We start from the raw sequence: 13,521 nt of genomic DNA on the forward strand, positions 1-13,521 counted from the left end.
CAATTTCGCGCGTGGCTCCATTGGCGGTCGATCCCGAGACGATGTTCGCCGCGGGCAGCGCGGTGCAGGCCGCCGGCGATGGGTTGGCCGCAAATCTGGTGGTGCTGACGGCCGGTTTCGCGGCCAACACGGGCCATGACCTGGCCGGTGAGGTGTTCGGCCTTGGCTACCAGGATGCGGCCGGATCGCTGCTGAATGCCGCAGCAGCGGCGGTCAACGCTTGCAGGCACTGCGGGGCTCTTATCCGGCAGGGCGCGGCCAACTACTCGAACGCCGAGGCGGCATCGACGCTGGGGGGCGGTGGCGGCGTGTTGCCGGCGCCGGCCGAGCCGGTCAAAATGACAGCCCCCGGTCCGCCCGGGACCTTGGGCCCGGGACCGCCGCCGCCGGCGCTTTGGGAAGTGGTGCAATCCTTCGTCGACGGTGTCTGGCCAGACGGCGACGTGGCGGGACTGCATGCGGCGGCAGCCCGGTGGCGCGGCTTCGGTGCTGCGGCGAGCGGGATGCGCGATGCTGTCGACGCTTCGAAATCGCTATTCGACGGTCAGCACATTCCTGAGGGCTGCAAGATCGATGAGGCTCTGTCCCAGATCGGTGATTGTTTGGGAAAGATGGGCGACCAGTGCGAGAGCCTGGCCAACAAGGTAGACGGCTTCGCCAACGAGGTGGATCAGGCCCAGCACCATATCCGGGATCTGTTGCACCGGTTGGGATCGCTGGCCAATCCCGTCCATGACGTGATGTTGATTATCGAAGGTGACGCGATCGACGAAGTCCTGAAGATCGCCCAGGACATCAATGCCGTGCTGCACCAATTGGGCCGCGAAGCCCGGGCGTTCGAGCAGGGAATCAAAATCGTGATGCAGGTCGGCGACGGCCTGGTCGTCAAAGCCGAGAAGTTTGTCCGCGGCGAGCTCGTTCAATACTTGGGCGAGCAGGTGGGAAACCCGGTCGCGACCGTGTTCGACACCTGGATGAATACGAACGAGGGTGTCCTCAAGGGCGCTGTGGGCATGGTGGAAGGCCTGGGGGACCTCAGCCCGCAGTGGTTTCTCGTCGATCCTCAGGGTGCGGCGGCCACGTGGTCCAGCTTGGGCAAGACCATGTGGAAGGGGAGTCTGGTCAACTCCCTCCTGAACCCCGATGAGGCTGCAAACACCAACCTGCAAATGCTCAAATCGCTGCTGCACGTTGATGATTGGCGGAGGGACCGCCCCGGGTTGGGATTCGGTGAAAACCTTTTCGACGTCGCGACGCTGTTCGCTCCCGGCGCTGGAGAAGCGGGCGCGGCGGCAGACGGTGCTGGGGCCGCTGCACGTGGCGCCGAAGCGGCTAACGCGGCGGGGCGCGCCGGCGAGAGAGCGACCGGTGGGCTGCGGGGGATTGCGACGGGCGCTCGTGGCGCGCTGACGGATATCACTAAGACTGGCGGCGACTTAGGCAAGAACCTCGAGGGCGTTACCGGCGACTTGCCCAAGATCGAAGCTCCGCCCGCTGGTGGTACTCCGGTGGGTCTGCCACCCGATAAGCCGCTCGACGCGCCCGTGGAGGCGACGCCACACCCGCGCGACGCTGCTCCGGGTGCGCCGCACGATCCAACCGCCTCGCCTGGCCCAACGCTTCGGGACGCTCCCGTACCAGGGGCTGGTCCGCACGATCCGGGGGCCGTGCACTCCGAGGTTCCGAAGGCTCCGACTGGTAGCAGTGGTCCTCACGAGCCCCCGGCGACGCTCACAGAGACTCCGGCTGCCTCAGGTCCGGGTGAACCTGAGGCGGTGCCCGAACAGTCGGCGCACGCCACCGGTTCCATGAGCGGTCCGGATGATCCGGTGTCCGCGCACGCAGAGACCCCGGCCGATCCGGCGGGTGCGGCCCCGCAGGAGCACGTTTCGGCCCCGGTAGGGGCGCAGCATGAGCCAGCCTCGGGGAGTGGTCTCCGCGAGCCAGCGTCCGTGCCGCCAGCTGCTCCACATGACCCCGCGTCGGTGCCTACGAAGCATCCGCATGGGCCAGCCTCACACCCGCTAGCGGGTCCACATGAGCCAGCGCCGGGAATCGGTTCGCGCGATCCAGCGCGGCTACCGATGGATGGGGCACATGAACCGGTTTCAGCTCCCGCTACCGGCACGCCTGTCGCTTCGGTGGGCGCTGCGGTGGGTGAGAAGACGCCGTCGACTATTCCCCAACTGGCTGAACATGCTCCGCCGCGTGGGCTGGAACGGCCGGGCCGCCCGCCAGTTGAGCCGGTGCCCCTCGTCGCGCACTCACCGCAAGCCGCGTCGGCGGTCAAGGCTGCGCCACGCGCGCCCGGGCCAGCAGGTCGCGAGACTGAATTGCCAACATCCGCGGGCGGCCCGCGAGGGCCCGGGGAAGATGGTCAGGCCGGCGGTCGGTCAAGCCCCCCGCTCAATGAGAACGCCCAACGGCCCGGCGAAAATGGTTCGCCGGGCGGCAACCATCCCACCCCGGGCGACGACCCCTACCCTGGACACCCCGGTGATGATTTGGACGCAGATGATTTAGGGGCACTCGCCGACTACACTGGGCCGGGCTACCAAGACCTGAATAGCGCGTTAAGGAGCGGTTTAGTGGACGCGTCTCAACAGGTTCGCGTGCAGGCACTAAAAAATGCGTTGGCCAAGCTGCCTCCTTATCAAGGTCCAGTAATTCGAGGGACAAATCTGCCGCCCGAAGTGCTTGATCGCTATCGGCCCGGCGAAGTTATTACAGAGGACGCTTTCCTAAGCACTTCAACGGATACAGGTGTGGCACGCTCGCCATCGTTCGTAGGGAATGTGGAGTTCAGAATTCTTTCCAAAACAGGACGAGACATCTCGCCATTCTCAGTATTTCCTGGTGAACGAGAAGTTCTGTTTACTGCTGGAACCAAATTCTACGTCGTCAGTAAGGTGTTTGATCCTCTGACAGGACGAACAGTCATTCGAATGGTTGAACGCTAGGTTTGGAAGTGTCAAATCGAAGCGATGACGACAGGAGGCCGGAAGTGAGTGAGAGGATCGCTGGCAAGACGTTCTCTACCCCCGAGGAGGCGGGCGTAACCCCGCCGACAGAAGAGGAGTTGGCGGAGGCGCAAAGGATCTTCGATGAGTTCGAAGAGAAGATAAACGCTGTTGCTCCGGAAGATCGAGTGACAGATGTATCGCCCAAGTTCTGGGATGACATTTCGGGTACTGAATTTGACCCACGCCGGAAAGACTACTAAAGCGGACGATACAGACGCTGATGGCCGTCGGCGGGGCCGACTTGAGTGGTCGTCGTCTGTCGGCGTTGCGCCAAGTTACTACTCGCCCCTGTCCAGCAACCCCGACGACCCGAGCACCCGCTCCACCCGCACCTCGATAACCACCCGCCGTGGGTTGGGACGCGGAGTTCGGTAGCGCTGGGCGTACCGAAGTTCGGCATCGCGCACGGCGTCGCCATCGCTGTTCACCTTGGACCGGCCTTCCAGCGACAGCCATCGCGCGCCATCAACCTGACTGAGCACCGCCACCCCGCCACGGTCGGCGTTGACCGCCTTCTGCGAGCCGCCCGTCGTGATGACCCGCGCGATGTGCGTCTTGGGGTCGAAGGTGAAACCCACCGCGACGACATGGGGCGAATTGTCGGCTCGCAACGTGGTCAGCATGGCCAGATGCCGTTCGGACAGAAACGCCAGCGCATCGTCAGTAAGCCGGGTAGTGGTATTCGCCATCACCGCCCACGCTAGCGCAGGTCATAATCGCAGCCGTGGGCGACACGGACGCGGGACCAGTACTAATCCTGGGCGGGCGCAGCGAGATCGGCATCGAGTTGGCGCGGCTCCTGGCACCCGGGGCAACGGTGGTGCTGGCCGCACGCAACGCCGATCAACTCGACGAGCAGATCGCTGCGCTAAAAGCCGCCGGCGCGACGGCGGTGCACACCGAGGAGTTCGACGCCGACGACTTGGGCTCACACGGGCCGCTGGTCGCCTCGGTCATCGCCGATCACGGCCCCATCACCACGGCCGTGCTGGCCTTCGGCATCCTCGGCGACCAGACCCGCGCCGAGAACGATGCCGCGCACGCGGTGGCCGTCGTGCACACCGATTACGTCGCCCAGGTCAGCATGCTCACCTACTTGGCCACCGCCATGCGCCGAGCCGACAAAGGCCAACTGGTGGTGTTTTCCTCGATCGCCGGTGCGCGCGTGCGTCGCGCCAACTACGTCTACGGCTCGGCCAAGGCGGGCCTGGACGGCTTCGCCAGCGGTTTGGCCGACGCGCTGCACGGCACGGGCGTTCGGCTGCTGATCGCCCGGCCGGGATTTGTCATCGGGCGCATGACCGAGGGGATGACGCCCGCGCCGCTGTCCAGCACCCCCGCGCAAGTGGCCAAGGCGGCCGCGCATGCGCTCGCGAAGGGCCGACGCACGGTGTGGATCCCGTGGGCGCTGGGGCCGGCCTCCGCCGTGATGCGGCTACTGCCGCAGTTCGTCTGGCGCAGGATGCCACGATGATCATCGTGGTCGGGATCGGAGCCGACGGCATGGCTGGGCTCGCCGAAACGTCGATCCGTGAATTACACAGGGCCACAGTGATTTACGGGTCGAAAAGGCAACTCGACCTGCTCGATGACACCGTCACCGCGCCCCGCCGCCAGTGGCCCTCACCGATGCTGCCGGCCCTGCAAGCCCTGCTCGAGGACCACGCCGAAGACATCCACGTGGTGGCCAGCGGCGACCCGCTCCTGCACGGCATCGGGGGCACGCTGATCCGGCTGTACGGACCGCAACAGGTCAGGGTGTTGCCGCACGTGTCCTCGGTGACGCTGGCGTGCGCGCGGATGGGCTGGAACCTTCACGACACCGAGGTGATCAGCTTGGTCACCGCGCAACCCCACACCGCGGTCCGACGCGGCGGCCAAGCCATCGTGCTGTCGAAAAACGCTGCCACGCCGAAAGAACTCGCCGCGCTGCTCGACGCGCATGGCCGCGGCGAATCGGAGTTCACCGTCCTCGAAAACCTTGGCGGCCCAACCGAACACCGCCGTGACGGCACTGCGTGCCACTGGGCCGCCGGCGCACCCTCGGACGTCGACGACCTCAACGTCATCGCCATCCGCTACCTGCCCGACGAACGCCTGTCGCCGCTGCCCGACGACGCGTTCGTCCACGACGGGCAGATCACCAAACACGGAATTCGCGCCGTGACGCTCGCGGCGCTGGCCCCGCGGCCGGGCGAGCTGCTCTGGGACGTCGGCGCGGGCTCGGGCAGCATCGGCGTCGAGTGGTGTTTGAGCTGGAGCGGTTGCAGCGCGGTCGCGTTCGAGCGTGACGAACGACGCCGCCGCAACATTGGTTACAACGCCGTGGCTTTCGGCATCGACTTCGACGTGCGCGGCGATGCCCCGAAAGCGTTTGGCGGGCTCGAGCCGCCTGCCGCCATCTTCATCGGCGGCGGTCTCACCCAGCCCGGCCTGCTCGACGCATGCCTCGACCACCTGCCCGCGGGCGGTCGCCTCGTGGTCAACGCGGTCACTGCGGAATCGGAAGCTCTCCTCGCACAGTCGTATTCGCGTCTGGGGGGTCACCTGCGACGCTTCCAGCACTATCAGGGCGAACCGCTCGGCGGCTTCACCGGATGGCGCCCACAGATGCCGGTCACCCAGTGGGCGATGACGAAATGACTGTGTACTTCATCGGTGCGGGCCCGGGCGCCGCCGACCTGATCACCGTCCGCGGTCAGCGGCTCCTCGAAAGATGCCCGGTGTGCCTCTACGCGGGTTCGATCATGCCCGACGATCTGCTGGCGCTCTGCCCACCCGGCGCGAAAGTCGTTGACACCGGCCCGCTGACGCTGGAGCAGATCATCACCGAACTGGCCGACGCCGACGCCGCCGGCCACGACGTGGCGCGGCTGCATTCCGGTGACCCGTCGCTCTACAGCGCGTTGGCCGAGCAATGCCGCCGGCTCGACGCGCTAAGCGTCGATTACGAAATAGTGCCCGGTGTAACATCTTTCGCTGCAGCGGCGGCTGCGCTCAAGCGCGAGCTCACCGTTCCCGGCGTCGCGCAGACCGTAACCTTGACCCGGGTCGCCACCCTGTCCACTGCCATGCCGCCCGGGGAAGACCTGACCACACTCGCTCGATCCGGCGCCACGCTCGTCCTGCACCTGGCCGCAGCCCAGATCGATGCCATCGTGCCGCAACTCCTGGAAGGCGGCTACCGGCCCGAAACACCAGCTGCCGTCGTGGCTTTCGCCAGCTGGCCGCAACAGCTGGTGCTGCGCGGCACGCTTGCCGACATCGCCGAGCAAATGCACCAGGACAACATCACCAAGACGGCGATGATCATCGTCGGAGACGTGCTGGCCGCCGGCGGATTCACTGACAGCTACCTGTATTCGTCCGGACGGACGCGGGGGAGCAGGCACTGATGCGCCTGTTGCTGCTCGGCGGCACCGCCGAAGGGCGCGCGCTGGCGAAAGCCTTACACCCGCGTGTCGACATCGTCAGCTCCCTGGCGGGCCGGGTGCCCGACCCCGCGCTGCCGGTAGGCCCGGTTCGTATCGGCGGCTTCGGTGGTGTCGATGGTCTGCGGCGCTGGCTGGTCGACGAACGCATCGACGCCGTCATCGATGCGACCCACCCGTTCGCGGCGACCATGACAGCACACGCCGCACAAGTCTGCGCTGAGCTGCGGGTCCCGCATCTCGTGTTGGCTCGGCCGGCGTGGGATCCGGGCCCCGCCATCGTCGTCGATTCGGACACGGAGGCGGCGGAAGCCGTTGCAAACCAGCAATTCTCGCGGGTGTTTCTCACCACCGGACGCTCGGGGACCAGGGCCTTCGCGGGTAGCGCCGCATGGTTTCTGATCCGCGCGGTCACCGAGCCTGACCCTGCGTCATTGCCCCGCCGTCACCGGCTGGTGCTGTCCCGCGGGCCGTATCGCTACGACGGCGAGCTCGCGCTGTTACGGGAACACCGCATCGATGCCCTGGTCACCAAGAACAGTGGCGGGGAGATGACGCGGGCGAAGCTGGATGCCGCTGCGGCACTGGGAATTTCGGTGGTGATGGTGGCGCGGCCGCCGCTACCGGCCGGCGTGACGGCGATGGGCAGCGTCGAACAGGCCGCCGAATGGGTAACGGGGCTGGGCTAGCCGGTCAGGTCGTCGCGCTCGGCGTCGGCGGCCAACAGCACGTCACGGGCGCGGGCGACGCGGGACCGGATGGTGCCCACCGGGCAGCCGCACACCGCCGCGGCGTCGGCATAGGGCAGCCCGAGCAATTGGGTGAGCAACAAGGCTTCCCGTTGCTCGGGGATGAGGCTCGCGATCATTGTCGTGACCTCGACCAGGTCTTCGAATCCGCGAGCGTGGCGGTCACCGCGCAGAACGTGTTCCGGATCGGCCCCGAGGGCGGCGCGCGGCCGTGACTGTACGTGGCGGATGTGGTCGGCCACGACGCGGCGCGCGATCGAAAGCAGCCAGGTCCGGGCGCTCGAGCGTCCGGAGAACCGTTCGATGGCGCCGATCGCGCGCAGGAACGTTTCTTGGGTCAAGTCGTCGGCGCTGCCCGCATCCGACAGATAGGTGACAAACCGCCACACGTCTTGCTGGGTGGCTTTGATGAAACTCTCTAGCGCCCGGTCGTTCCCACGTGCGGCGGCCAACGCGAGCTCGGTAACGGCCTCGTCATCGCTTGGCGCGATCATGGCGAACCACCTTTGTTTCGCGGGCTGGCTGAGTCTACGACGGCCTGTCGTAGGGGCTGCGGCCGGGTCGAGGCCCGCCCGGTTGATGGGCCAGAGGTGACCGCGCCGCCGGGCAAGCGGGGAGTCGGCCGACCAAGCGGCGTCGTCCGCCGCATGGGAGGCGCCGGTTCTGTCTGATCGGACCCGTTCCCGCGCCACCAGCAGCGCGAACGCCAGGCCCAACAGCAAGGGCATGTGGCTGGCGATGCGCGTTGCTGTGACGTCGCCCGCAAAGGCGTCGACAACCACGTATCCCAACAGTGCGACCGAATAGACGCCCGTAATCGCCGCCACCCCAATCGCGGTGACGGGCCAGACACCGGCCGCGACCATCGCCAGGCCCAAGGCCAGCAACCAGGCGGTGGATTCGTGCATCAGATGCTCACCGGACATAGCGCCGTGCATGTGGCTCGACACCATCCCGAAGTCGATGCCGCTGATCTGGGCGGCTGCGATCGCCATCTGGAATAGGCCGACGCCGATCAGGCCCCACCGTCGGTAGTGCGAGCGCAGCCAACGCATCCGGCGCTGGTGCCCGGACGACTCCTCGCCGATGCTCGCCATGATTTTCGCGACCAGGTCGGGCCCGTCGCCGGGCTCGACCGTGGCCAGCCGGCGGGTCTGGGCCGCGGCGCCGATGAGCCAGGTGCGGCAACGTCGGCACGATTCGAGATGGGCGTCGACCTGCTGCGCGAGCACCTGGGGACGTTCGCCGTCCAGTCGAGCCGAAAGCGCCTCACGCGCCGCGTCACACCGCATCCCTGCATCGTTGCGCATGCCCGGTCCGTGCGCAAAGAGCACCGAAACCAAACGGCGGGAACTAAACCGTCCGGCAAACCGACCACTGAACGTACGCGACGCCAGCCCACCCTGACTTTCACCGAAGAGGTATTCGTGTTCGTGCCCGAAGGCCACCGACGATGACCGCCCCGATATGGATCGCATTCCCGCCCGAGGTGCACTCGACCTTGCTCAGCAGCGGCCCGGGACCCGGTCCGCTGCTCGCCGCCGCCGCGGCATGGGCGGAGATGGGCAGCCAATACGCCGAGACGGCAGAAGAACTCACCGGCCTGCTGGGCGTCGCACAGGGCGCTGCATGGGAGGGCCCCAGCGCCGAACAGTACGTCGCGGCCCATGCCCCATATCTGAGCTGGCTGCTCGAAAGCTCCGCCAAAAGCGCGACGGCAGCCGCGCTGCACGAGACAGCGGCCGGCGCCTACACCGCGGCCTTGGCCGCTATGCCGACGATGCCCGAGCTCGCCGCCAACCATGCGACGCACGCGGCGCTGGTGGCGACCAATTTCTTCGGCGTCAACACCATCCCCATCGCCGTGAACGAAGCCGACTACGCGCGCATGTGGGTGCAAGCCGCCACGACCATGACCACCTACCAAGCCGTCAGTGAATCCGCCCTCGCGGCGGTTCCCGCCACCGCGCCGGCGCCGTCGATCGTCACCCCGGGCGCGGAAGCGAGCGTCGCGACGCTGCAGGCCGCCGACACCCAGCAACAGCCGGCGCAGACCTATCCGTCCTGGCAGGACCAGCTCACGGCATGGCTGCAGCAGTACACCAAGAATTTCGCCTGGCCGGTGTCCAAGGACCTCAACCCCGGTGGCTGGCCGTTCCCGCCGGTGCCTTTCGTGAACGGCCTCGCCTCCTTCTTCGGCCAGTTAGGGTTCTCGCCGGCCCTCTCGAGCGCGCTCGGCTGGGCGATTTTCCACACGCTGATGATCTTCTGGCCCTTCATGCAGGCCGCCATCCAAATGGCCGTGGTGCTGGCCCCGATGGTCGTCTCCCTCTTGGGCGCCGCCGCGGCAGGAGGTGCGGCGGCAGCGGTCACGGCGATCAGTGTCGCGGCCCCGCTCTCGGTCGCCGCACCGCTGCCAGCGGCCCCGGCGATGCCGGCGCCGATGACGTCCGCGCCGGCCCTGACCATCAGCACCGCTCCGGCAAGCCTGGGCAACGCCCCGACGGTGTCCAGTGCGCCCGTATCCACGGTGGCCTCACCGGCGGGTGCCGGACCGGTCGGCGGCGGGCCCGGCGCGGGTTTCAGTCCGACGGCCACGGACGGTATCGGCGCGGGCATGTCCGACGCCCTGTACGCGGTGGGTCTCTCGGGGCTGGCGGCGCGCGGCAGCACCAGCGGCCGGGCACGCCGCAAGTCGGAGGAACCGGCGCCTGACGACGTCGACGCGCCCGCCGCGGCGGCAGCAGCAGCTGCCAAGAAGAAGGCCCGGGCCCGTCGACGCCGCGCCGGGACGGCCACGGACCGCGCGTACCGCTATGAATTCATGGACCTCGACCAGGATTCAGGCGTGGACGAGGGATACCCGGACACCGTGCGCGCCTCGGGTCAGGGCGGGGGACCGCTCGGATTCGCCGGGGCCGCACCGAAACCCGGTGTCACCCGGCCCGCCGGGTGGGCGACGCTGACCCGCGACGGGTTGAGCGACGGGCCCACCGTACCGATGATGCCCAGCAGCTGGGGTAACGACGATCAACCGACCGGGTAGCGCCTTGGTGTGAACACCCGATCGCCGGAATCGCCTGCGTGCCACTGCGTTTGCGAGGAACCGACGATCAGCAGGCAGCGCATGTCCACTTGGGCGGGATCCAGGTCGGCCAGCCGCACCACGCGGACGTCCTCGTCGGGGCCGGAGACGTTGCGGCCGATCACTACCGGCGTCCCGGGCTCGCGATGTTCCAGCAGCAGATCGCGCATCGCGCCCACCTGCCAGGTTCGCGTCTTGGACGCCGGGTTGTAGATGGCGAGCACGAGATCGGCGGCGGCAGCGGCGGCCAGCCGCTCGGAGATGATTTCCCACGGCTTGAGCCGGTCGGACAGCGAGATCACCGCGTAGTCGTGGCCCAGCGGAGCGCCGACCCGACTGGCGACGGCCTGGGCGGCCGTCATCGCCGGAATCACCCGGATCCGCACTCCCGGCCACTCTTTGGCCTCTTCCAGCACGGCGGTCGCCATCGCGAAGACTCCGGGATCGCCGGACGACACCACCGCCACCGCGCGCCCTTCCTCGGCCAACATGCAGGCCAGCCGGGCGCGCGCGGGTTCGTCGGTGTTGTCGCTGGGGTGCCGCCGTTGGCCGTCGAGCACCGGGACGCGGTCCAGGTAGCCGCCGTAGCCGATGAGGTCCGTGGCGTTGGCCAGCTCGCGCCGGCTCTGCGGCGTCATCCAGTCGCTGTCGCCGGGCCCCAGACCCACCACCGCGACGGTGCCGGCATGGGACGACCGACGCCCACGGCGTCCGCCCGGCAGCATGGCCAGCGAGAAGTACGGCACGCCGGACTCGTCGACGTCGGCGGCGGGCAAGATACGCTGCCCGGCGCTGCTGGCGCGCTCGACGTAATATGCGTCGTCGAGCTGTCCGGACGCCGAAAGTGCTTCCCGCACAGCGCGGTACGAACGGCCCAACTTCAGCACCACCGCGGCGTCGGCGTCGGCCAGCCGGCGGGTCAGCTCTGCGACCGGCAGGGTGCCCGGCAGCACCGAGAGCACCTCGTCGCCGGCTACCAACGGCGTCGCGATGGCCGCCGAGGCGGCGCTCACCGACGTCACCCCCGGCACGATGACGGCGTTGAACCGCTGCGTCAGCCGGGTGTGCAAGTGCATGTACGAGCTGTAGAAGAGTGGGTCGCCCTCGGCGAGCAACGCCACGTTGCGGCCCGCATCGAGGTGGGCGGCGATGCGCGCGGCGGCTTCTAAGTAGAACGCCTCCAGCGCCCCCGCGTAGCCGCCGGGATGGTCGGTCACCTCGGTGGTCACCGGGTAAACCAGGTGCTCCTCGATCTGGCCGGGCCGCAGATACGGCTCGGCGATGCCCCGCGCGATGCTGCGACCGTGCCGGGCGCTGTGGTAGGCCACCACGTCGGCCTCACCGATCACCCGGGCCGCCTTTACGGTCACCAATTCCGGGTCACCGGGACCCAGCCCGACTCCCCATAGCGTTCCCCGGGCGGTCATTCGCGGTCGCTCGCGATCGCGTTGACGGCCGCGGCGGCCATGGCGCTGCCGCCGCGGCGGCCTCGCACCACCAGATACGACATCCCGCGCGGGCGGTCGATGAGCTCCTGCTTGGACTGGGCCGACCCGACGAATCCGACGGGGCCGCCCAGCACCCCGGCCGGCGGGGAAATCCCTTCGTCGATCAGCTCGAGAAGGCGGAACAGGGCCGTCGGCGCGTTGCCGATCGCGAATACGGCGCCGGGCAGCCGCTCGGCCCACAGTTCCACCCCGGCCGCCGATCGAGTGGTGTGCCGGCGCGCGGCCAGCTCCGCGGCGCGCGGATCGGCCACCAGCGACACCACCTCGTTGCCGGCCGGCAACCGGGCGCCGGTGATCCCGGCCGCCACCATCGACGAATCGCACAGCACCGGGGCGCCGCCGCGCAGGGCGGCACCGACGCGCGCGACGACGTCATCAGTGAACGCGACGTGCTCGGCGACGTCGACCTGTCCGCAGGTGTGGATCAACCGGACCACCACCCGCGCGACGTCATCGGGGAAGCGGGTCAGGTCGGCTTCGGCGCGAATGGCCGCGAACGACTGTCGATAGATCTCAGCTGCGTCGCGGATGTAGTCGAGCACCCGATTACCGTAGCTGGCGGTATCCGTCGCCAGTCGCGAGCAGCACCTCACCGGCCAGCGGGCTGCCGCAGGCGCGGTCGCAGCCGACGAAGTGGCGATGCACCCCCGAGCCCGCGTCCAGCGCCTGCGCGGCGTCGGCCCGCACATCGGCGACCGAGTGCGCGCACCCGGGGCTGCCGGTGCAGGCGCTGACGTTCAGCCAGGGGGAGTTCTCGTCGAAGATCAGACCCAATGGCGCCAACACCCGCAGCGCGACGTCGGCGATGGCCTCGTCGAGATCACACACCAACACCGATCGCCAGGGCGTGATCACCAGCGGGGCCTCGATCGCCGCCAGGTATTCCGCGACGCGCGCGGACAGCACCCCGAGCGGCACCGCGGCGCCGAGCGTGACGCGTCCGTCGTTTTGGTTGATCCAGCCCACCGGCGGCCTGGTGACCGCGGGAAAGCGGTCGGCACCGAGTTCGACTCCGGGCAGCACGCTTTCTATGTCGTCCAATTCCTTGATGCGCCAGGCGGTTCCGCGTGTGGCTGCAAATCGCGTCGCAATCTTGACCAGCGTTTCGACCACCTCGCCGGCCGCGAGCCGAACCCCGGTGTCGCGTCCGGCGAGCAGCAGCGCGCAGCCGTCGGGGAGCACGTGCACACCGACGTCGGCGCACAGGCCCGATACGTCGGCGCGCCCGTCATCGAAGCTGAACCAGAATCGGCCGCCCAGCTCGACGAGGCTCGGCTCGGCACAGATCGCCGCGTCGAGCTCGGCCACCCACGGCCGCACGTCGAGATTCCCGCCGGCGCGGCCGGACAGCGGCGACGCGAGGATGTTGCGGACCTGCTCGTGCGACTCCGAGGGCAACAGCCCGGCCTGGGCGATCGCCTCGGCCGCCGCGGCCACATTGGTGATGCCGCGCACCTGCACGTTGCCCCGCGTGGTGAGCTCCAGCGTCGACGAGCCATATGCACTCGCGAGGTGCGAGAGCGCCGCCAGCTGAGCGGCCGTTAGCATGCCGCCGGGCAGCCGAATCCGCGACAGGGCCCCGTCGGCCGCCCGGTGCACCTGCAGCGCGCCGGGGCAGGCGTCAGTGTCGCGCGTCCTGGCCACCCGTCCACGGTACCGAGGGCGTCCCGGTCTGGCGCCGAACGTGCACTCAGGGCGGCAAATCTGCCGAAATCTCGCCGTGAG

At 68.5% G+C, this 13,521-nt stretch carries 12 protein-coding genes and 1 pseudogene; 7 read left to right on the forward strand and 6 right to left on the reverse strand.

Going from position 1 to position 13,521, the window contains the following annotated elements:
• Window positions 1–11 precede the first annotated feature (11 nt).
• Complete coding sequence (locus A5678_RS27990; RefSeq protein WP_231983705.1) at window positions 12–2,960, forward strand: ADP-ribosyltransferase; 2,949 nt, start codon at window positions 12–14, stop codon at window positions 2,958–2,960.
• 44 nt (window positions 2,961–3,004) lie between these two features.
• Entirely contained in the window at window positions 3,005–3,223 is a 219-nt protein-coding gene (locus tag A5678_RS17805) for a hypothetical protein (protein ID WP_068044682.1), read from the forward strand.
• 78 nt (window positions 3,224–3,301) lie between these two features.
• On the opposite strand, the gene A5678_RS17810 is transcribed toward A5678_RS17805, so the two are convergent.
• The gene (locus A5678_RS17810; RefSeq protein WP_068044684.1) at window positions 3,302–3,712 is read right to left on the reverse strand and encodes a F420-dependent biliverdin reductase; all 411 of its coding nucleotides are present in this window, start codon (window positions 3,710–3,712) and stop codon (window positions 3,302–3,304) included.
• Window positions 3,713–3,747: 35 nt separating this feature from the next.
• On the opposite strand from A5678_RS17810, the gene A5678_RS17815 reads away from it, so the two are divergent.
• From A5678_RS17815 to A5678_RS17830, 4 genes are read left to right on the forward strand one after another with little or no spacing between them, the layout of a single operon-like run.
• Window positions 3,748–4,497, forward strand: coding sequence for an SDR family NAD(P)-dependent oxidoreductase (locus A5678_RS17815; RefSeq protein WP_068044686.1), 750 nt, complete (start codon window positions 3,748–3,750; stop codon window positions 4,495–4,497).
• On the forward strand, window positions 4,494–5,666 hold the full coding sequence (locus tag A5678_RS17820; protein WP_068044687.1) for a bifunctional cobalt-precorrin-7 (C(5))-methyltransferase/cobalt-precorrin-6B (C(15))-methyltransferase: 1,173 nt from the start codon (window positions 4,494–4,496) through the stop codon (window positions 5,664–5,666). Before A5678_RS17815 ends, A5678_RS17820 begins: the two co-directional genes overlap by 4 nt.
• Complete coding sequence (cobM, locus tag A5678_RS17825) at window positions 5,663–6,418, forward strand: precorrin-4 C(11)-methyltransferase (protein WP_068044689.1); 756 nt, start codon at window positions 5,663–5,665, stop codon at window positions 6,416–6,418. Before A5678_RS17820 ends, cobM begins: the two co-directional genes overlap by 4 nt.
• Window positions 6,415–7,143 carry a cobalt-precorrin-6A reductase gene (locus A5678_RS17830; protein WP_197502181.1) on the forward strand — a complete coding sequence of 243 codons (729 nt, stop codon included), beginning with the start codon at window positions 6,415–6,417 and terminating at the stop codon, window positions 7,141–7,143. The genes cobM and A5678_RS17830 overlap by 4 nt, the downstream gene beginning before the upstream one ends.
• On the opposite strand, the gene sigC is transcribed toward A5678_RS17830, so the two are convergent.
• Together sigC and A5678_RS28200 are read right to left on the reverse strand one after the other, a co-directional pair.
• A complete protein-coding gene (sigC, locus tag A5678_RS27995) occupies window positions 7,140–7,697 on the reverse strand; it encodes an RNA polymerase sigma factor SigC (protein ID WP_231983706.1) in 558 nt (185 codons plus the stop codon). The genes A5678_RS17830 and sigC overlap by 4 nt on opposite strands.
• Before the next feature lie 153 nt (window positions 7,698–7,850).
• Window positions 7,851–8,681: pseudogene (locus A5678_RS28200) on the reverse strand (DUF2275 domain-containing protein); the annotation flags it as partial.
• Here A5678_RS28200 and A5678_RS17845 point away from each other — a divergent pair.
• Window positions 8,657–10,249, forward strand: a complete 1,593-nt coding sequence (locus tag A5678_RS17845; protein ID WP_068044699.1) for a PPE family protein — start codon at window positions 8,657–8,659, stop codon at window positions 10,247–10,249. The pseudogene A5678_RS28200 and the gene A5678_RS17845 sit on opposite strands and share 25 nt — an antisense overlap.
• On the opposite strand, the gene A5678_RS17850 is transcribed toward A5678_RS17845, so the two are convergent.
• From A5678_RS17850 to cobG, 3 genes are read right to left on the reverse strand one after another with little or no spacing between them, the layout of a single operon-like run.
• On the reverse strand, window positions 10,234–11,715 hold the full coding sequence (locus A5678_RS17850; protein WP_068044701.1) for a precorrin-2 C(20)-methyltransferase: 1,482 nt from the start codon (window positions 11,713–11,715) through the stop codon (window positions 10,234–10,236). The genes A5678_RS17845 and A5678_RS17850 overlap by 16 nt on opposite strands.
• The gene (locus A5678_RS17855) at window positions 11,712–12,338 is read right to left on the reverse strand and encodes a precorrin-8X methylmutase (RefSeq protein ID WP_068044703.1); all 627 of its coding nucleotides are present in this window, start codon (window positions 12,336–12,338) and stop codon (window positions 11,712–11,714) included. The genes A5678_RS17850 and A5678_RS17855 overlap by 4 nt, the downstream gene beginning before the upstream one ends.
• A 4-nt stretch (window positions 12,339–12,342) precedes the next feature.
• Entirely contained in the window at window positions 12,343–13,440 is a 1,098-nt protein-coding gene (gene cobG / locus A5678_RS17860) for a precorrin-3B synthase (protein ID WP_068044705.1), read from the reverse strand.
• Window positions 13,441–13,521 lie beyond the last annotated feature (81 nt).

Source organism: Mycobacterium sp. E2733 (genome assembly GCF_001667585.1).
In the GTDB taxonomy this organism is placed as follows: Bacteria; Actinomycetota; Actinomycetes; order Mycobacteriales; family Mycobacteriaceae; genus Mycobacterium.

What these genes read in the sequence shown, in the direction of transcription:
- A5678_RS17810 (WP_068044684.1), bottom strand. Translation starts at nt 3,712, where the DNA reads ATGGCGAATACCACTACCCGGCTTACTGACGATGCGCTGGCGTTTCTG.
- A5678_RS17850 (WP_068044701.1), bottom strand. Translation starts at nt 11,715, where the DNA reads ATGACCGCCCGGGGAACGCTATGGGGAGTCGGGCTGGGTCCCGGTGAC.
- cobM (WP_068044689.1), top strand. Translation starts at nt 5,663, where the DNA reads ATGACTGTGTACTTCATCGGTGCGGGCCCGGGCGCCGCCGACCTGATC.
- sigC (WP_231983706.1), bottom strand. Translation starts at nt 7,697, where the DNA reads ATGATCGCGCCAAGCGATGACGAGGCCGTTACCGAGCTCGCGTTGGCC.
- A5678_RS17820 (WP_068044687.1), top strand. Translation starts at nt 4,494, where the DNA reads ATGATCATCGTGGTCGGGATCGGAGCCGACGGCATGGCTGGGCTCGCC.
- A5678_RS17845 (WP_068044699.1), top strand. Translation starts at nt 8,657, where the DNA reads ATGACCGCCCCGATATGGATCGCATTCCCGCCCGAGGTGCACTCGACC.